Annotated in this window: 17 protein-coding genes and 1 riboswitch; of the genes, 3 read left to right on the top strand and 14 right to left on the bottom strand. The window is 48.2% G+C overall.

What is annotated here, in order from left to right; genetic code table 11:
* Nucleotides 1–79: 79 nt before the first annotated feature.
* Entirely contained in the window at nucleotides 80–1,873 is a 1,794-nt protein-coding gene (locus ACZGCQ_RS12310; RefSeq protein WP_481266436.1) for a carbon starvation CstA family protein, read from the top strand.
* A 61-nt stretch (nucleotides 1,874–1,934) separates the two neighbouring features.
* Here the strand turns inward: ACZGCQ_RS12310 and ACZGCQ_RS12305 are convergent, their stop codons facing one another.
* The 12 genes from ACZGCQ_RS12305 to pta form a co-directional block, all read right to left on the bottom strand.
* Entirely contained in the window at nucleotides 1,935–2,759 is an 825-nt protein-coding gene (locus ACZGCQ_RS12305) for an energy-coupling factor transporter transmembrane component T family protein (protein WP_480003473.1), read from the bottom strand.
* Entirely contained in the window at nucleotides 2,750–4,453 is a 1,704-nt protein-coding gene (locus tag ACZGCQ_RS12300) for an energy-coupling factor transporter ATPase (protein ID WP_481266435.1), read from the bottom strand. Before ACZGCQ_RS12300 ends, ACZGCQ_RS12305 begins: the two co-directional genes overlap by 10 nt.
* A gap of 70 nt (nucleotides 4,454–4,523) precedes the next feature.
* Nucleotides 4,524–5,075, bottom strand: a complete 552-nt coding sequence (locus ACZGCQ_RS12295) for an ECF-type riboflavin transporter substrate-binding protein (protein ID WP_058704610.1) — start codon at nucleotides 5,073–5,075, stop codon at nucleotides 4,524–4,526.
* Nucleotides 5,072–5,929 (bottom strand): SAM hydrolase/SAM-dependent halogenase family protein, encoded by an 858-nt coding sequence (locus tag ACZGCQ_RS12290; protein WP_214772019.1) that lies wholly within the window; start codon nucleotides 5,927–5,929, stop codon nucleotides 5,072–5,074. Before ACZGCQ_RS12290 ends, ACZGCQ_RS12295 begins: the two co-directional genes overlap by 4 nt.
* A 373-nt stretch (nucleotides 5,930–6,302) precedes the next feature.
* Entirely contained in the window at nucleotides 6,303–6,746 is a 444-nt protein-coding gene (locus ACZGCQ_RS12285; RefSeq protein WP_481266434.1) for a GDYXXLXY domain-containing protein, read from the bottom strand.
* Nucleotides 6,743–7,930: a DUF2157 domain-containing protein gene (locus ACZGCQ_RS12280; protein WP_481266433.1), complete on the bottom strand. Its 1,188-nt coding sequence runs from the start codon at nucleotides 7,928–7,930 to the stop codon at nucleotides 6,743–6,745. The genes ACZGCQ_RS12285 and ACZGCQ_RS12280 overlap by 4 nt, the downstream gene beginning before the upstream one ends.
* Nucleotides 7,931–8,098: 168 nt before the next feature.
* The gene (locus ACZGCQ_RS12275; RefSeq protein WP_481266432.1) at nucleotides 8,099–10,078 is read right to left on the bottom strand and encodes a methyl-accepting chemotaxis protein; all 1,980 of its coding nucleotides are present in this window, start codon (nucleotides 10,076–10,078) and stop codon (nucleotides 8,099–8,101) included.
* Nucleotides 10,079–10,232: 154 nt separating this feature from the next.
* Nucleotides 10,233–10,532, bottom strand: a complete 300-nt coding sequence (locus ACZGCQ_RS12270; protein WP_481266431.1) for a rhodanese-like domain-containing protein — start codon at nucleotides 10,530–10,532, stop codon at nucleotides 10,233–10,235.
* A 120-nt stretch (nucleotides 10,533–10,652) separates the two neighbouring features.
* Nucleotides 10,653–12,029, bottom strand: a complete 1,377-nt coding sequence (locus tag ACZGCQ_RS12265) for an amino acid permease (protein WP_481266430.1) — start codon at nucleotides 12,027–12,029, stop codon at nucleotides 10,653–10,655.
* Between the two features lie 222 nt (nucleotides 12,030–12,251).
* Complete coding sequence (locus ACZGCQ_RS12260) at nucleotides 12,252–13,553, bottom strand: nucleobase:cation symporter-2 family protein (RefSeq protein ID WP_029343183.1); 1,302 nt, start codon at nucleotides 13,551–13,553, stop codon at nucleotides 12,252–12,254.
* Entirely contained in the window at nucleotides 13,550–14,134 is a 585-nt protein-coding gene (locus ACZGCQ_RS12255) for a xanthine phosphoribosyltransferase (RefSeq protein ID WP_481266429.1), read from the bottom strand. The genes ACZGCQ_RS12260 and ACZGCQ_RS12255 overlap by 4 nt, the downstream gene beginning before the upstream one ends.
* Before the next feature lie 75 nt (nucleotides 14,135–14,209).
* A riboswitch (purine riboswitch) is annotated at nucleotides 14,210–14,309 on the bottom strand.
* Between the two features lie 70 nt (nucleotides 14,310–14,379).
* Nucleotides 14,380–15,366, bottom strand: a complete 987-nt coding sequence (gene pta, locus ACZGCQ_RS12250) for a phosphate acetyltransferase (protein ID WP_029343181.1) — start codon at nucleotides 15,364–15,366, stop codon at nucleotides 14,380–14,382.
* Nucleotides 15,367–15,711: 345 nt separating this feature from the next.
* Between pta and hemQ the strand changes: the two genes are divergently transcribed.
* Nucleotides 15,712–16,488: a hydrogen peroxide-dependent heme synthase gene (gene hemQ, locus ACZGCQ_RS12245; RefSeq protein WP_481266428.1), complete on the top strand. Its 777-nt coding sequence runs from the start codon at nucleotides 15,712–15,714 to the stop codon at nucleotides 16,486–16,488.
* A 115-nt stretch (nucleotides 16,489–16,603) separates the two neighbouring features.
* A complete protein-coding gene (locus tag ACZGCQ_RS12240) occupies nucleotides 16,604–16,753 on the top strand; it encodes a hypothetical protein (protein WP_023466754.1) in 150 nt (49 codons plus the stop codon).
* A 97-nt stretch (nucleotides 16,754–16,850) separates the two neighbouring features.
* Here ACZGCQ_RS12240 and ACZGCQ_RS12235 read toward each other — a convergent pair whose 3' ends face one another.
* Nucleotides 16,851–17,219 (bottom strand): DUF423 domain-containing protein, encoded by a 369-nt coding sequence (locus tag ACZGCQ_RS12235; protein WP_023466753.1) that lies wholly within the window; start codon nucleotides 17,217–17,219, stop codon nucleotides 16,851–16,853.
* A gap of 2 nt (nucleotides 17,220–17,221) precedes the next feature.
* The gene (locus ACZGCQ_RS12230) at nucleotides 17,222–17,827 is read right to left on the bottom strand and encodes a trimeric intracellular cation channel family protein (protein ID WP_023466752.1); all 606 of its coding nucleotides are present in this window, start codon (nucleotides 17,825–17,827) and stop codon (nucleotides 17,222–17,224) included.
* Nucleotides 17,828–17,929 lie beyond the last annotated feature (102 nt).

Raw genomic sequence — 17,929 nt, 5'->3', positions numbered from 1 at the left:
TCATCTAAAAATTAAAGAAAGCGTTTCCATAACTTGTATACTAAATCCATCATAGTTCATTCAAGAGGAGGAATTTTAGATGAGCGCTACTCCAATCGTTATTGCTGTCATCTGTATCTTATTAATCGCGTATCGTCTCTACGGCACGTTCATGGCCGCGAAAGTCTTAAAAATCAAAGATGATCGCGAAACGCCCGCTCATAAATTAGCGGACGGAAAAGATTACGTCCCAACGAACAAATGGGTCTCGTTCGGACACCACTTCGCAGCAATCGCTGCTGCCGGACCACTCGTCGGACCTGTCCTTGCTGCACAGTTCGGATATCTCCCCGGCTTACTGTGGCTTTTGATTGGTGCCGTTATCGGTGGAGCGGTCCATGATATGGTCGTTCTTTTTGCCTCGATGCGCCAAGACGGTCAGTCGCTGTCTGAAGTCGCTAAAAAAGAATTAGGTCCCGTCGCTGGTTTTTGTGCCGGTCTCGCGATGCTCTTCATCATCACGATCACGATGGCTGGTCTATCAATGGTTGTCCTGCACGCACTTGAACATAACCCATGGGGTACATTCGCTGTCTTCTCGACGATTCCGATCGCGATGTTCGTTGGGATTTACTTACGTAAAGGTGGCAATCTAGCCCTTGCTTCAACGGTTGGTTTCTTACTGATTCTAGCGGCAATTGGTTTTGGTCCTCAGTTGACGCAAACATTCATCGGCGATTGGTTCGATTTGTCGTCACGTCAACTCGCGATTGCTTTACCGATTTATGCGTTCTTTGCTGCTGCACTGCCAGTTTGGCTCTTACTCGCACCTCGCGACTATCTATCTAGCTTCATGAAGATTGGTGTTTTCCTTGCGTTGATCGTTGGTGTCTTCATCATCAACCCGGACATTCGATTCCCAGCATTCACGAAGTTCGTTGATGGCGGTGGTCCAATCATCGCTGGTCCAGTCTGGCCGTTCATCTCAATCACGATTGCCTGTGGTGCGATTTCTGGTTTCCATGCTTTCGTAGGTTCTGGTACGACACCAAAGATGATCAATCGGTGGAGTGACATCAAACCGGTTGCTTTTGGTGCTATGCTCGTCGAATGTCTCGTTGCCGTCATGGCATTGATCGCTGCGACATCCCTTGAAGTCGGTGATTACTTTGCCATCAACTCCACACCAGAAGTATTCGCGACGCTTGGTATGAGCACGGTTTATCTCGATGATTTATCTCGTGAAATCGGTCTTGACCTGGCAGGTCGAACAGGTGGTGCCGTCTCACTCGCCGTCGGTATGACGTTCATCTTCCGCGCCATCCCGTGGTTTAAAGAGATTGCCGGTTTCTTCTTCCAATTCGTTATTTTGTTCGAAGCGGTCTTCATCCTAACAGCAATCGATGCAGGAACACGTGTCGCCCGTTACTTGATTCAAGATTTCTTCGGAGAGTTCTACAAACCGCTCAAACGCGTCGACTGGATTCCAGGTGCGATCTTCGCTTCGGCACTCGGAACGTTCTTCTGGGGCTATCTCCTGTTCTCAGGTGACATCGGTTCGATTTGGGCATTATTCGGGGTATCGAATCAGCTGATGGCGTCGATTGGCTTGATCATCGGAACGACGATCATCTTGAAAATCGCCGACAAAAAAATCTATGCCCTGACGACGTTCATTCCGCTCGTCTACCTTCTAATCACGGTAACGTTCGCAGATATCTGGATGGTCGCAAACGTCTATGCGAATCCCGATTCTCCAGGTTTCAGCATCTTGAATACGGTCTTGTCCGTCACGATGGGACTACTCGCGATCGTCATCACGATCTCAGCCGTCAAGAAATGGATTGAACTGTTGAATTCACCACGTTGGGAAAATCAAAAACGATCTGCGTAAGTGGATCAGTGATATGACAAAAGGCAGTGGACGCATCCACTGCCTTTTTCGTATCTTATGCTTAAAACGGATTATAAAAGCGATTGCCATCATAGAAAGTGACGACGAATGACAAAACCGTCAAAAGTAGCACACAGCCGATCGCGACATAATCGATTCGTGTCATCGTCTGTTGGTTATACCACGTCCGTTTTCGCCCAGCACCAAATCCACGAAGGTCCATCGCGTTACTGACCGTCTCAATCCGCTCCAAACTCGTAAACAGCAAGGGAAGCAAAATCTGGATACTATTACGCGCCCGTTGCCAAAGCGAACCGTGCGAGACGGCAATTCCACGTGCTTCCTGGGCATTCGCGATCGTCCGAAAATCCGCTTGTACGTCTGGAATGTAACGGAGTGCTAAGGAAACCGCAAAGGCGATTTTATACGGAACACCAATACGATTCAATGAAGAAGCGAATTCCGTCGGATGGGTCGTGACGAGAAACAACACAGCAATCGGAACGATTACACTGTATTTTAAAATGAGATTAAACAGATAAAACAACTGTTCTGCCGTTACTGTAAAGCGTCCGATGCCTTCCAGTAAAACATGACGTGACCCGTAAATTGCTACACCCTGTTCTGGTTCGAACAGATAAACAGCAAGCGCATTGATCAGGACGAAAATTGCTGTAAAGATCAAGACGAACCGGACTTCCCTAAACTGGATACGCGACAATCGGAATAACACGATGCTGACTAATCCCATGACAAGTAGGACACGTGTATCATAGGTGAACATCGTTGCTGTCGTAAATAACAAGAATCCAATCAGTTTCGTCGTTCCCGTCAATCGATGAATCGGTGACGTTTTTTCAATATAGCCAAGCATTTCTACAGCCATTGTTCCCGCTCCTTTCGCTCCGCCGTAATCACGGACTCGACGAATCGTTCCGGATCGACTTCAATATGCTGTGCTATCGTAAAGAGCGATGTTTGTTTTAAATGGGCATGATGCAGCAATTGTTCTTGATTCAGTAGTCCAAACGACGTTCCGGCGTAACGGATGCGTCCGGCTTGCACGAGGCAGACTTGGTCGCTGTATTCTAAGACGAGGTGCATGTCGTGCGTGATGATGAGTAACGTCATCCCGTCCTGCTTCAATCCTTCTAAAAAGTCCATCATATCCGAATAATGACGGTAATCTTGACCGGCTGTTGGTTCATCGAGAATCAAGATATCCGGTCGTCGAACGAGAATCGAAGCGATCGTCACTCGTTTCTTCTGACCAAAACTCAGTGCTTGGATCGGCCAATTGCGAAACGGATATAATCCGCAACGACGTAACGTCTGCTCGAGACGTTCGTTTTCTTCCGCCTCACTTAATCCAAGCGCCTGCATCCCGTAGCGGATTTCCTCATGCACGAGGTGCTTTGAAATCATATGATTCGGATTTTGCAGGACGAATCCGATCGACCCTGCCCGTTCTGCGATCGATTGGTGCGTGATGTCGATCCCGTCAAGTAGGATTCGCCCGCCTGTCGTCCGTTGATAACCACTCAACACTTTCGCAAGCGTGGATTTCCCGGCACCATTCTGACCAACGATCGTCGTCAGTGTTCCCTTTTGAAAAGTCGCCGTCACATTCTCAAGCACCGGCGTTCCTTGACGATAATGAAACGCCAACTGTTCAAGTTCAAGCAATGCAGTAGAGGTTGCAGTCTCTTTTTGAGGCGCTTCCTCTAAACGCTCTAACACGTCCGTCTGGTTGAACTGCTTTAAAAAGGGATCGATGCGGCTCGGCTGGTCTGAAGATTGTACAGCCATTCCAGCCCAACGCGCGGCACTGACATAGAGGGGTTCACGCAATATCGCTTGTTGAAGCACTCCATTGCTTAAGATGACATCCGGATGATCATCGGCGATGATTTCTCCATCGACCATGACGATGATGCGGTCAAACGGGATAAACAGAACATCCTCGATTCGGTGTTCGACGACGATCAACGTGCGATTCGTCTCCCGTTGCAGTCGATCCATGAGCGCCATCGCCTCTTGTCCGGCTACCGGATCGAGATTCGCGAGTGGCTCGTCAAACAGTAAGATATCCGCATCTTCGACGAGGACTCCCGCTAATGCTGCCCGTTGCCGTTGTCCGCCTGATAGATCATTCAATCGTGCATGCAAGAGCGTCTCGACATCCGTCATTCGTGCGACGCGTTCGACGATTTCCTGCATTTCTGGTCGCCTAGTCTGTTTGTTCTCGAGCGCAAAGGCGATGTCTTCGCCAACCGATAAACCAACGAACTGCGCATCTGGATCCTGTAACACCGTGCCAATATGCAACGAACGATCAAATAACGATAACTCCCGGGCATCTTGTCCTTTGATCAAGACCTGTCCTTCCCACGTTCCCGGGTACGAGAACGGAATCAACCCATTGATGCACTGGGCGAGCGTACTTTTTCCTGAACCCGACGGTCCAACGATTAAGATGCGTTCTCCTGCTTGAATCGTTAACTGAATCTGCCGGAGTGTCGGTTCCGACTGACTCCGATATGTAAATGAAAAATCCTGAAATTCAATCACATTTGTCATGTCTTTCTCCCCCCAAGCCAAATGAGCTATGATCCTGCCGACTCTTCGCACAGGATCATAGCTCATTCGGTCAAACTTCGCGTTTCAAGCTGCCTGCTTTACTTCTTGTTTTGGCATACGTGACGAGTAACAACGTTCCAATGACACCGACTGTCAAGATATTTGATGTCGCAGCGACAGCACCTTGGACGAAGACTTTATTCGCTGGCTCCGAGTAAATTAAGATATCGAGTACCGGGGCGATGATGATCCAACCGATCGCTTGCACGATGGCTTGTGTCGCATTGAATAAGACGATTTTACGTGTCGTCAATCCACCTTCTTCTAAGCGAATCCGGTTAGCGATCAATCCGATACCAAACCCGACGAAGCCGGAGACGATGACCCAACTCCACCACGGGGAACCATATAAAATTGCATCTTTTAATCCATGACCGATTAAACCAATCAAACCGGCTGTGACCGGTCCGAACAAAACTGCCATGAATGCGAGAAATGCATAGGCTGTCTCGATTGACGTGTTCGGTACGCCTGTCGGAATCGCAGCGAATCGACTTAAAATGATGAATACAGCTGCTCCGATCCCGGTTGCGACGATCTGTTTTGTCGTAAATCCTTTCATGTTCGATCTCCTCCTTTGATTTGTTGTACGTTAACACTCCAATCATTTCCGATCCCAACCTCAAATGCATGCGCAAACGAACCTTGATTCAAGGCAAGAGCAATCTGATCTAGCGAATTGATGTAAACGACGCCTGAACCGACTGGTACGTCGGCGAACGAATGACCAAAGAGCAGTGTCTGTTCATAGACGATTCGTTCCCGATACGAAATCATTACCTTGACGTGGCTGCCGATGTCGAGACCCGCCTGACGGACGAGAGCGACGGGAATGTTCGTCCAGACATTTCCGAAGCGAACATCGAGAATCTCGACGATACCAGTAACACCGCTGTCCGACGACGAGGCAACTGTCCGGTCGAGCAAAACGATGTCCGAAGCAGGTAAAACAGGTCCCACTTCCTCGAAGGTGATGACATGGCTTGATAATCGAGCTCCCGTGAAGGCAAAGATATCTCGTCCGTGGAACGTATACGATTCCCCCATCCGCGGTAAGCGATGCCGTCGATCATCGAGTTGCCTCACTTCAGCAATGTATCCGGCTTGCCAAAGATGCGTCAACGTCCCGTTATCCGGTGTGATGATGTATTGATTCGCATGCGTCCGCGCGACGACACTCTTTCGACTTGATCCGACTCCTGGATCAACGACAGAAACGAACACCGTTTGCTCCGTCCAGTACGGCACCGTCTGCAGTAACCGATAGGACGCTTCCCAAATGTGGAACGGTGGAATGTCGTGCGTCAAATCAAAAATCCGAATCTCCGGATTGATGCTGTGGGCTACTCCATACATCGCACTCACTGCCCCGTCACTCACGCCAAAGTCTGATTGCAATACCAATGCTTCTGCCATCTCGTCATCCTCCTCCTGCGCGAACGTCCCCACAAAAAAGACACCACGCCCTCATCTCTCAGGACGTGATGTCTGATCACGTGGTACCACCTTCGTTCATGGCTCAACTCACGTTCAGCCACCTCTAGGAGTACGAGACTCCATGGAATGCTAACGGTATCCGTCCTACCGGTCGGTTCTACTGATGAACACCGTTCACGTTCTTCCGACTGCTCCGGGACCATCTTCAAATGACGAAATCGTCTCATTTCCAGCAACAGAGACTCTCTATCGATTTCTGATCATTTTACTCTTCCCGTCTACGCATGCAGATTTAGTTGTCTGAAAATTTAAATTAATAGTACAACCGTTTCATTCCTGACGCAAGGTTTTTTTATTCAGAAATTTTTAAATTCGTCGTCCGGATCGTTCCCCATGGTGACACATCCGCACGGACTTCTAGTGCTTTAGCTTTCTCGTATTGTTTTCCGCTTCCCTGTTCGACATAATACTGCGTCAACTGTGGAATCGACACGTATTGATCGTAATAGTCGCCAGCAACACTTCCGAAGAATCGTTCATTCGAAATCCGGTCGATTTGAGCATAACCGGAAGCATCTGTCTCGAAGCTGACATAAACACGCCCATTTTGAATCGTCGGACCTGGTTTTAAATCCGGATACTGAAGCATCACGTATTCACCGTAAACGGGATCAAACGGATCAAACGGCTCTGCCCGAAAACGGTACGATGTTCCGAACCAGGAGGTCGCAAAAAAGCTGACGATCAACAGACCAACGGCGCACGTCTGCAATACAGGCATTAGATAGCGCTTCATGACGTCACACCTCCTCTACGGCGTAACCACCATAAGACACCGGACAATAGGAAGATGAGGAGCGCACCGATGAGGAAAAACAAAGACATGTTCAAACGATCCCACGCATAGATGACGTATATCGCGATTTGAACGAGAATGAAATAGAGAAAGGCTGGCCAGATGACGGCATGACGACGTTCTTGATACAACAGATACAGTAGCGCGGATAGTTCAACGAGGATAGCGAGTAGAATGGCCTGTTCATCAAGCCACAGGACTCCAACGAATCCAAGCGGAACGATAAACAATAAGGAGCGACGTTTTTGATAGAAGAAAATGCCTAACCCGATGGATACGATAGCTAGCAAAATCGCTTCTGTCATGGATGGTAATGCGGCATTTGATTCCGCACGTACAGACAGATAGACGATCGAACTGATGGCAGCAACGACCAGATAGACCATTTCAACGATCCGACGATTGGACTCCTCACGAACAAGCCAGAGAACGGGAACGAGTAAAAATAGCGTCCAGACCGGCCACAGGAATCCGTCATACGATACGAGGAGAAACAAGGAGAGGCCACTGAAGAAGAGAAACAGCCAGCTAAACAAAAGCGATGGCAGACGTTGACTGAAGTAAAACCAACTGAACGACAACACGACCATCAGACCGAACGACGTCCAGTCGAGATAACTCGCCTGCTCCTGACCAAAACCACCAAGACTCGTAAAGATCGTCCATCCGGAAAGGAAGGCGACGACACCGTATGCTTCATGACGCCAAAGCACATAATGCACTAATGCGACGACAAACATACACCAGCTGAGCAGTGATCCTCCCATCGGCAAGTGAAAACTTTGGACAACAACGAGAATCGAGGCGCCAAACGCTAGGATTCCACCGATTCGGAAGACAATCGGATGCAACATACTCCGACGTTCCGAAAGATCCGCCATGACGTAACAGCTCCACATAAGTGCTACGACAAGTCCGATTTTCCAGCCGACCGGCATCGCTTGCCAGTTGGCAGCTAAAAAGCTGAACACAGCCAATACGACGAACGTACCCCCTACAATCAACAAGAGCGGGAGGCGTTGTTTCGTTGAATGTTGCTTTTCGTAGGTCATGATTCGTTCGACGGTTGATTCATCCAACAGACCCGCATCCTGCCACTCACGTATCTTGCGTAACTGCTTCACCGTACCCACCTCCTTCGAAGTGTTAGATACTTATTATTTTCCCGTTTTAACCCCGTCTCAAGCCCGGATTCACAAGGATTCCAAGCTATTTGTTCAGTTCGTCACAGAATAGTGACAGACGAAAAAAAGCAAGGAAGACTAGCTTCCTTGCTTTGTATAATCGATGGCTTAAACACGGAAACGAGCAACGAGTACCTGTAGCTCTTCTGCCATATCGGATAATGCTTTAGCGGATTGCGAAATTTCTTCCATCGCACTCAACTGTTCTTCCGTCGTCGCTGCGACTTGTTTCGACGCCGACGAATTCTCTTGCGCGATATGAGCGATTTCTGTCGCCGATGCTGACACTTCTTGAACGTTCGCTGCGATTTCCTCGACAGTTGCCGTCACGTCTTCGATTCGTGGTGTCATCTCTTGCGTCCGTTCGAGAATCTTCTGGAATCGCTCTGCCGATGCTTCTGTCGTCGTCAAACCAGCTTTCGTCTGTCCCGAGACTTCCTTCATCATCGTAACCGATTGATCCGTCTCCTGCTTGATGTTTTGAATCAGTTGCGCAATCTGCTTCGTTGAATCCTGTGACTGCTCTGCCAGTTTTCGTACTTCGCTTGCGACAACGGCAAAGCCTTTTCCGTTTTCGCCCGCGCGTGCCGCTTCAATCGCCGCGTTCAGGGCCAATAAGTTCGTTTGTTCGGCAATGCTATTGATGACATCGACGATTTTTCCGATCTCATTCGAACGATGTGCGAGTGAACTGATGACGCCACCGAAGTTTTGAACGGAGGCATCGATTTCTTTCATCTGCTGGACGTTCTGCAGTACAGCGACTGTTCCGTTCTCAGCTTCTGTAGCCGTTGAACGTGATAGCTCTGAAACGTCTGTTGAGCTCTCAGCAATTCGCATGATGCCGGCTGTAATTGACTGAAGCGAAACAGCATTCGTATCGAGTTGACGTTTCGATTGATCCGCCCCTGCTGCAACCTGTTGAATCGATCCCGCAATTTGTTCCGATGCGGACGTCGTCTGGGCAGAGTTCGCCATTAATTCCTGCGACGAACCGGCCACTTGTGTGATCGACTGATCGAGATTAATGATGATCGAGCGGAGTGAGTCGACCATGACGTTAAAGCTTTGTGCGACCTGTCCGACTTCATCGTTTGACTCAACGATGACGGGTTCTGTCAAATCACCAGATTGAATCCGTTCTGCCCCACGTGTCAAATGACCGAGTGGACGAAGAATCGAGCGAAGGATGAAGTAGATGAAGACGGCTGCGACGAGTAACATTCCGCCGATGACAGCAAGCGTTGTCCAAAGAATACTCGACGTCGCATCGGTGATTTCATTATCGTACAGTGTTCCGGCAACCTTCCACTTCGTTAAATCGTTCGTCATGAAGTCCATCTGTTTCCCTTCATTTTCGAATTCATATGAAAATTGTCCGGCTGGGTCATCGTAGAGTGGCGCAACCCAGTTCCCAGTTGCCTTTTCACCTGGTTTTAACGTCGGGTGCGTAACGAACTTTTTATTCGAATCAAGAATCGTCACATAACCTTCTTTACCAATTTTAATCTTTTTCGCGATTTCCGCGATCCGGTCGACATCGACATCAATCGCCACGACGCCTTTCCCGTTACCCGTCGTTTGTGACAATGTCACCATCATCTTGTTCGAAGCAGCATCAACGTACGGATCGGTGATGACGACTTTTCCACCTGCCGCTTCCGCTGACTGATACCACGGGCGTTCACGTGGGTCATAATTCTCGGGCATGACCTGTTCCGGGAAAATGTTCATATCCCCTTCCGTCGTCGCGAAATAAATGTTCGCTGCTTGCGGATGCATGTCGAGATATTCTGTCATTTTTTCTTTTAACGCCGCATTCGGTTTTCCTTTTTGATAAAGCGTGCCGTCAATCCGGTCCGCAAAAAAGGCGACATCGCGTCGCATCGGATCAATGATGTTCTGGATCTCATCGTTCATCCGATCGACTCCACCATGTGCCGATTGCAGAATTTGCTCCGTCATCGTTTGTTTCGCCTGATTGTAGGCAACAAATCCGATCACGAGCGCCGGGATTACTAATAAGAGAATCGATGTCAGAATTAATTTTTGTTTGATGCTCATCGTTCGTTTGATCTTTTGTTCCATGTGTCACTCCATTCTCGAGTGCAAGGACTCGCTATTCTACCTTCTCTATCGGAAGAATAACGAAAAATGTTCATAGAAAAATCGATAAACGTGTACTCGTTCACATGAAAAAAGACGACTCATTTCGAGTCGTCTTCCTTGATAACGCTTACCCTTATGCTTCTTGATCGCCTTTCCAGTTCATCATACCGCCTTCGACGTTGACGATATCATATCCGTACTGCTCGAGGAAACGACCAACGTTTTCGCTCCGTCCGCCTGCTTTGCAGATCAAGTAGTAGGTTTCACCTTCTTGCAACTCCGTATAGCGTTCGCCGATCTCAGACATCGGAAGGAAGCGGACGTTCGGAATGTGTCCTGCATCGTATTCATCCTGCTCACGTACGTCGACGACATGTAGCGCCTCGCCTGTTTCTAATCGCTCTTGTAACTCATCTACATGAATCGTTTTCATCTCGTATGACCTCCTGTATGGTTCTGTCGTAAGTGTAGCAAATCTATCGTTAAAACAAAACGAAACCGTTTGATACGAAGTGATGAAAAAGCGGACCCGTTTCCGGATCCGCCCGTTTCCTTATTCTCCTGATGCTTTCCGAATCGACTGACGTGTCTCCTTATGCATTCCCCGTGCATAATAGACAGCAATCAGAATTGCGTACCACAGTGGTCCAACGACCAAAGCGATGCGCGTACTTGCATCAAATGCCATCAAGACGATGACACCGGCAAGTGCTGCAAGTGCGATGTAGTTCGCGACCGGGAAGAACGGAACAGCAAATTCTGCTGAACCATGTACCTTCCGTGCCCGCATCTGAGCGATCAGAATCATCGCCCACGTCCAGACGGCTCCGAACGTCGCGATACTCGTTACGATTGCAAAAACATCTTCCGGTAAGAAGTAGTTCAAGGCGACACCAACTAGCAAGGCGACACCTGAAAGAATCGTCGCCAGTGCTGGAACACCGTTTTTCGAGATTTTCGAGAAGCGACGTGGTGCTTCACTGTTCTCGGATAAGTTCATCATCATCCGGGCTGTCGAGAAGATACCCGAGTTACATGACGAGAGTGCTGCCGTTAAGACAACAAAGTTGATGATGCCGGCTGCTGCCGGAATACCAAGTGAATCAAATAATAATACGAACGGACTACTGTTGTTCGCACCAACTTGATCCCACGGATAAATTGATAAAATGACGAAGAGCGCTCCGATGTAGAATACTAAGATCCGAAGGAAGACGTTATTGACGGCTTTTCGAATCGTTTTTTTCGGGTTCTTCGCTTCCCCTGCTGTGACCCCAATCACTTCAATTCCTAAGAACGCAAACATGACCATCTGCATGGCAAGGAGTACTCCACCGAATCCGTTCGGTAAGAATCCACCATGTGACCACAGGTTCGAAATCCCAACCGGTGTGCCACCGTTTCCAAGACCAATGACGATCGTCAAGGTCCCTAGGATGATCATGGCGACGATCGCGACGATTTTAATCAACGCAAACCAAAATTCGAATTCACCATAAAATTTAACAGCAATGAAGTTGATGCTCGTCATCAAGACAAGTGCTGCTAGTGCCCATACCCAGCCCTGGGAATCCGGGAACCATACTTTCATGTAAATACCGACTGCTGTGATTTCCGCCATACACGTAAAAATCCAGAGTAACCAATAATTCCAACCTGTTAAAAAACCAGCTAATGGACTGACATACTTCCGGGCATACTCCGCAAAACTACCAGCTACCGGCTCCCGCACCGCAAGCTCCCCAAGTGCTCGCATGATGATGAAGATGATAATACCACCGATCAGATAACCAAGTAAGATCCCTGGACCTGCCAGTTGGATCGCTTTCGCTGACCCGAGGAAGAGTCCGACACCGATTGCCGCCCCCAGCGACATTAGTGTAATATGACGTTCTTCCAGTCCCCGATTCAACTCTGTCTGTTGTTTCATTTTTACGACGTCCTTCCCGTCTCTGTTTGTTTCTTAGCAGTTCCCCGTACCGCTACGTTGTCAGTATAAAGAAGATGTGTCGATTTTGTAAACGTTTTCATCCAATATTTCTCACCAAATCCACATACTCGGAATATTCTGATTACAATAGCAATATAAAAAAAAGGAACCATCTGCTACTAAATAGTATACAGGATGGCTCCTTTCGGAAAGTTACAATTGTTAATCAACTTTAGCAAGTGGTACATCTGCTGTCTCGGACTTCCCGGTCAATCGGAAGATGCCATTCAGTAATAATGCCGTCAGCGATCCCGCGACGATTGGGCTATCGGTCAAGACACGGATTTGTGACGGGAGACCGGCTACGATCTCCGGATTCATGCTGATTCCTAAACCAATTCCGAGCGCGAGTGCCACCGTGATGACGTGTTCGTTCTTTGAAAAATCGACCCGGGACAGAATGCGAATCCCGCTCGCTGCGACTGTTCCGAACATGATCAACATTGCCCCACCCAGGACGGGTTTTGGAATCAACGTCGTAAACGTCGCCACTTTTGGTAAGAAGCCGAGCAAGATTAAAAATCCGCCCGCAAATAAGATGACTTTACGTGTCTTCACGCCAGTCAACTGAACTAGACCGACGTTTTGGCTGTAGGTCGTATACGGGAAACTATTGAAGATACCGCCAACGATCGTTGCAACCCCTTCTGCCCGGTAGCCACGCGCTAGATCCTTATCCGTCAAGCGACGATCCGTGATCTCACCGAGCGTCAAGAATACACCTGTCGATTCGACCATCGAGACGAGACCCACGAGCGTCATCGTCAAGATCGCTGTCGCATTAAATGTCGGTACACCGAAGTAAAACGGTGTCACCATTTGGAACCACGACGCTTCTGCCACCGGACTGAAGTCGATCATTCCCATGCCGAACGCAACGAGTGTACTGATCATCACAGCAATCAAGACAGCTGCTGCTTTTGAGAAAACCGTGCCGTAACGATTCAAGATTAAAATCAAGACGATCGTCAGTCCGGCGAGTCCAAGGTAACGCGCGTCACCAAAGTCCTTCGCGCCCTGTCCGCCTCCGATGTCATTGATCGCAGCCGGAATCAAGGAAATGCCGATGATCGTCACGACAGAACCAAGGACGACTGGCGGAAACAGGACTGCAATCTTACTAAACCAGCCTGAGATGACGAGAATGATCAGCCCACTCGCAATCAAAGCACCATAAATCGCCGTAATACCTTGAAGGCTACCGATCGCGATCATCGGACCGACTGCCGTGAAGGTACAACCTAGCACGACAGGAAGACCAACACCTGTGTATTTCGTGACGAGTACTTGTAATAAGGTCGCTACGCCACACATGAAAAGATCAATCGCCACTAAATAAGCGAGTTCTTCTCCCGACAATCCGATCGCACTCCCGACGATCAGCGGAACAACAGCTGCTCCGGTGTACATCGCAAGCACATGCTGAAGTCCGAGACTAGCGGCTTTGAAGTTTGATAGTCTCATACGGTCACCGAATTGACGAACGTCGCTTTTCCGTCCTTCAACGACTCCACGCGAGCGAGTGACTCGACGCGGAATCCAGCGTCGATCAGTTTTTGACGTCCCGGTTGGAACGACTTTTCAATAACGATTCCAAAACCGGCAACTTCTGCACCTGCCTGTTCAACGAGGCGAGCAAGACCAAATGCCGCTTCCCCGTTTGCGAGGAAATCGTCAATGATCAAGACACGCTCACCTGGTTGCAGGTATTTTTCTGCAACCGTAATCGTACTCGTCTGTTGTTTCGTAAACGAGAAGACTTCAGCTGAAATCGTCCCTTCATTCAAGGTGACGGATTTCGTCTTACGGGCATAGACCATTGGTACACCTAAACGGAGCGCCGTCATCATTGCCGGGGCAATACCACCTGCTTCGATCGTCAAAATCCGCGTGATCCCAGCATCTTGGAAGCGGTCCATGAACTCATAGGCGATTTCCCACATCAAGGTCGGATCGACCTGATGGTTTAAAAAGGCATCCACTTTCAATACTTGATCCGATAAGACAATTCCCTCTTGATTAATCATGTCGTGTAGACGTTTCATACATGCATTCTCCTCTGTAAAAACGAAAAAACGTACAGCCGCTACCCGGGGGCAGCCACTGTACGCCAAAAAAGAGAGCAGTAACTCACCACCCGTAGTCGGACCGTTACGGCGATCCGGTAGAGACTCGTGGGCCAATTCCCACTATTATACGAGCGTTGCTATACGTTTACGTTTCGTGATTTTCGTGATGTGTACCATTGTACGGGGTTTAGCGAAAAAGTAAAGACTTTTTCACACTGCGCTTAGGCTTGGCGTTCTTCGACCGCTTGTGCTGCTGTGATGATCGCGAGTTTGTAGACATCTTCTTCGTTACAACCGCGTGAAAGATCGTTGACCGGTTTGTTCAAACCTTGAAGGATCGGACCAATTGCTTCGAATCCACCAAGACGTTGTGCGATTTTGTAGCCAATGTTTCCAGCTTCAAGACTTGGGAAGATGAAGACGTTCGCTTGACCTGCGACATCTGATTCTGGTGCTTTTGATTTCGCGACGCTTGGAACGAATGCAGCATCGAATTGAAGTTCGCCATCGATTGCAAGCTCCGGTGCACGTTCTTTAGCAATACGAGTTGCTTCAACGACACGCTCTGTCTCTGGTGATTTTGCTGAACCTTTTGTCGAGAAGCTGAGCAATGCCACTTTCGGATCGATACCGAATGTTTTCGCTGTTTTCGCAGATGCGATTGCGTTCTCTGCTAGATCGTTTGCATCCGGTGCGATGTTGATCGCGCAGTCTGCAAAGACGTATTGCTCTTCGTCACGTACCATGATGAAGACGCCTGATGTTTTTTTATAGCCTTCTTGCATTTTGATGATTTGAAGTGCTGGACGAACTGTATCGCCTGTTGCGTGCATTGCTCCCGATACAAGACCTTCTGCTTGTCCTGTGTGAACGAGCATCGTACCGAACGTGTTCACGTCTTTTAAGATGACAGCACGTGCTTGCTCTTCAGTTGCTTTCCCTTTACGGCGCTCAACGAACGATGCGACGAGCTCATCGATTCCAGCGTAAGAAGCAGGATCAATCGTATCAAGTCCAGTGACATCGATTCCGTTTGCTGTTGCTGTTTCTTCGATTTGTACACGTGGTCCGATGACGACCGGTGTGACGAGACCGTCTTTCTTCAAACGGACAGCTGCGCCAAGAACACGCGCGTCAATTCCTTCTGGGAAGACGATTTTCGGTTGGTGCGCTTTAATCTTTTGTTCTAACATATCGAATAATTGCATGAGTTTCTCTCCTTTTTAGGTAAACACGACGTCGTCGATTTGATCGATTTTCTTTTCCATCGTTTATTATACACAGTTCTCAATCGTTGTTAAAACAATTTGCAAAAAAGTTATCTAACAAAAGCACTGAAGCCATATTCATCGACTATTACAGTCATTTTCAAGAATGGTACAGAGACTATTTCCAAGCAAAATAATCTCCCCTTCCCCTTTTACCCACTCTCTGCTTTTTTCATGTGTTACGACTTCATGGACAAAGACCTTTTCGGGCGAAGCCCATCCATAGAATGTGATAAGATAGGATATGGAAAAAGACAACTTATTTCAGACTCAGGAGGTCATCCCATGCAACATCAAACATCTGAACCGACTGCTACGCAACAAGCCGCTGAAACACTCGACGGCTGGTATACATTACATGATTTCCGCCGGATCGATTGGTCACGCTTGAAACAAATCGACGCGACAGACCGCGCGCGCATGATTGAAGAGTTCCAAGCCTTCCTCTCGGAGCTTTCTGCTGTCGAAGCAGCAAAAGACGGAAGCCATGCACTCTATACGATCATTGGTCAAAAAGCTGATCTCGTCTTGATGGTCCTTCGTCCAACGATGGAACAAATCCAAGACGTCGAAGTTAAAATGCAGAAACTTGATCTATACGATTACCTAATCCCGACGTATTCTTACGTCTCTGTCGTCGAACTCGGTACGTACCGTGGTTCAGGCGAAGGAAACCCATACGAGAATCCTTACGTGCGTGATCGTCTCTATCCAATCTTGCCGCAAGCGAAGCATATCTGCTTCTACCCGATGAGCAAATCACGTCGCGATGGCGACAACTGGTACACGCTCTCGATGGAGAAACGTAAAGAGCTCATGTATCGTCACGGGATGATCGGTCGGAGTTACGCTGGGAAGATTCAGCAAATCATCGGTGGATCAACAGGATTCGACGATTGGGAATGGGGCGTTACACTCTTCTCAGACGACATTCTTCAGTTTAAGAAAATCGTCTACGAAATGCGGTTTGATGAAGTCAGCGCGAAGTACGGTGAGTTTGGTGAGTTCTTCATCGGCAACCGTCTTGAAAGTGAACAATTAAATACTCATTTTGCACTTTAATGTGTTGAATGACGTTTGATTGAAATATCTCATGGGAATATACTCCTTGCGGCTACAAAACAGGCTACAAAACAGGCTATAAAATAGTAGGTTGATTACGTAAGGAGGAATTACCATGGGGAATGCTATGAACCGATCAACACGATCGCGTGAATTGCAATTCGCTGTGCTTTCAAAAGAGCTGAAACCGGTTGCAGATCGTGTACTGGATCGCTATGAGCAAGCATTATCGAAGCTAAACAAAACACAAACGACAAAACGATGAATTCGTTTTGATACCTACGCCTACTCCATCGCGAGTAGGCGTTTTTTATACAAAAAAAGACCGTTTTTCTTCATGACGGAAGAAAAACGGTCAATCATCATAATCCTTTATAGGCGCCAATTGCGACAAAAATCCATGCTGCGATGAATAAGACACCACCGATTGGTGTGATAGCACCCAGTTTTGTTACGTTCGTCAATGCCATGACGTACAGACTACCGGAGAAGAAGACGATTCCAGCGAGCATCAGCCATGCTGCTAATGACCATTGTGGGATCGATGCTTTTAATAAGAGTCCCCCGAGTGCTAGGATACCGAGCGAGTGTACCATCTGGTAAAGAACGCCTGTCTGCCAGTTCGCGAGCATCCGTTCCGTCAACATATCTTTTAAGGCATGGGCACCAAATGCCCCAAGTGCGACCGATAACATCATCGAGATCGCACCAATCATAATGAATACTTTCATGCTTATTCTCCCCCTAACCGACGTGCTGGTAAATTCCATTCATAATAATACGATAGCATACGTAAAACAGTGATGAGTCCGAGCAATGTGAACAAATGTAGAGGATTCGTCAATTGGAAACGATCAATCACGAGTGCTGCCATGACGGCCCACATCGCATAGATCTCTTTATGCAAGACGAGCGGTTTTCGACCCGCCAGCAAATCACGAATCACTCCACCACCGACACCAGTCAGAACAGCAGCCGAAATCGTCGCTGACAGTGGCAGTCCTTTTGCTGTCGCCATCAAAGCACCTTGAATCGCAAACGCCGACAACCCAAGCGCATCCGCGAGTACGCCCCAACGTGTCCAGTGCGGCAAAAACAACTGGGGTAACATGAAGATCAACAACGCAACGAGAATTGCGACTAAGAAGAGACCACCTTGCGACCAAAGAGCGGATACCGGTACACCAATCAGTAAATTACGAATGGCACCACCGCCGAATGCTGTGATCAAAGCAAGTAACCAGACACCGAATAAATCATATTTTTCTTCCATCGCAACAATCGCACCACTCATCGCAAAAGCGACCGTGCCGATGATATTCAATAAGTCCCAGGACATGCGCACATTTCACCTTTCTACAAAGAAATTCCAATACTTACTATACTCTCTTTTTAGTTTCCGTAAAGCATTAATTTTCTGTCACCGTTTCGACCGTTTGCG

This window comes from Exiguobacterium sp. HSB13 (assembly GCF_056764755.1).
The sequence above is the reverse complement of the archived record's forward strand: the minus strand, read 5'-3'. Positions and strand labels throughout refer to the sequence as shown.

Bases quoted from the DNA above. Each gene is read 5' to 3' on its own strand.
- ACZGCQ_RS12310 (WP_481266436.1), top strand. From the start codon at position 80: ATGAGCGCTACTCCAATCGTTATTGCTGTCATCTGTATCTTATTAATC.
- ACZGCQ_RS12305 (WP_480003473.1), bottom strand. From the start codon at position 2,759: ATGGCTGTAGAAATGCTTGGCTATATTGAAAAAACGTCACCGATTCAT.
- ACZGCQ_RS12300 (WP_481266435.1), bottom strand. From the start codon at position 4,453: ATGACAAATGTGATTGAATTTCAGGATTTTTCATTTACATATCGGAGT.
- ACZGCQ_RS12295 (WP_058704610.1), bottom strand. From the start codon at position 5,075: ATGAAAGGATTTACGACAAAACAGATCGTCGCAACCGGGATCGGAGCA.
- ACZGCQ_RS12290 (WP_214772019.1), bottom strand. From the start codon at position 5,929: ATGGCAGAAGCATTGGTATTGCAATCAGACTTTGGCGTGAGTGACGGG.
- ACZGCQ_RS12285 (WP_481266434.1), bottom strand. From the start codon at position 6,746: ATGAAGCGCTATCTAATGCCTGTATTGCAGACGTGCGCCGTTGGTCTG.
- ACZGCQ_RS12275 (WP_481266432.1), bottom strand. From the start codon at position 10,078: ATGGAACAAAAGATCAAACGAACGATGAGCATCAAACAAAAATTAATT.
- ACZGCQ_RS12270 (WP_481266431.1), bottom strand. From the start codon at position 10,532: ATGAAAACGATTCATGTAGATGAGTTACAAGAGCGATTAGAAACAGGC.
- ACZGCQ_RS12265 (WP_481266430.1), bottom strand. From the start codon at position 12,029: ATGAAACAACAGACAGAGTTGAATCGGGGACTGGAAGAACGTCATATT.
- ACZGCQ_RS12260 (WP_029343183.1), bottom strand. From the start codon at position 13,553: ATGAGACTATCAAACTTCAAAGCCGCTAGTCTCGGACTTCAGCATGTG.
- ACZGCQ_RS12255 (WP_481266429.1), bottom strand. From the start codon at position 14,134: ATGAAACGTCTACACGACATGATTAATCAAGAGGGAATTGTCTTATCG.
- pta (WP_029343181.1), bottom strand. From the start codon at position 15,366: ATGCAATTATTCGATATGTTAGAACAAAAGATTAAAGCGCACCAACCG.
- hemQ (WP_481266428.1), top strand. From the start codon at position 15,712: ATGCAACATCAAACATCTGAACCGACTGCTACGCAACAAGCCGCTGAA.
- ACZGCQ_RS12240 (WP_023466754.1), top strand. From the start codon at position 16,604: ATGGGGAATGCTATGAACCGATCAACACGATCGCGTGAATTGCAATTC.
- ACZGCQ_RS12235 (WP_023466753.1), bottom strand. From the start codon at position 17,219: ATGAAAGTATTCATTATGATTGGTGCGATCTCGATGATGTTATCGGTC.
- ACZGCQ_RS12230 (WP_023466752.1), bottom strand. From the start codon at position 17,827: ATGTCCTGGGACTTATTGAATATCATCGGCACGGTCGCTTTTGCGATG.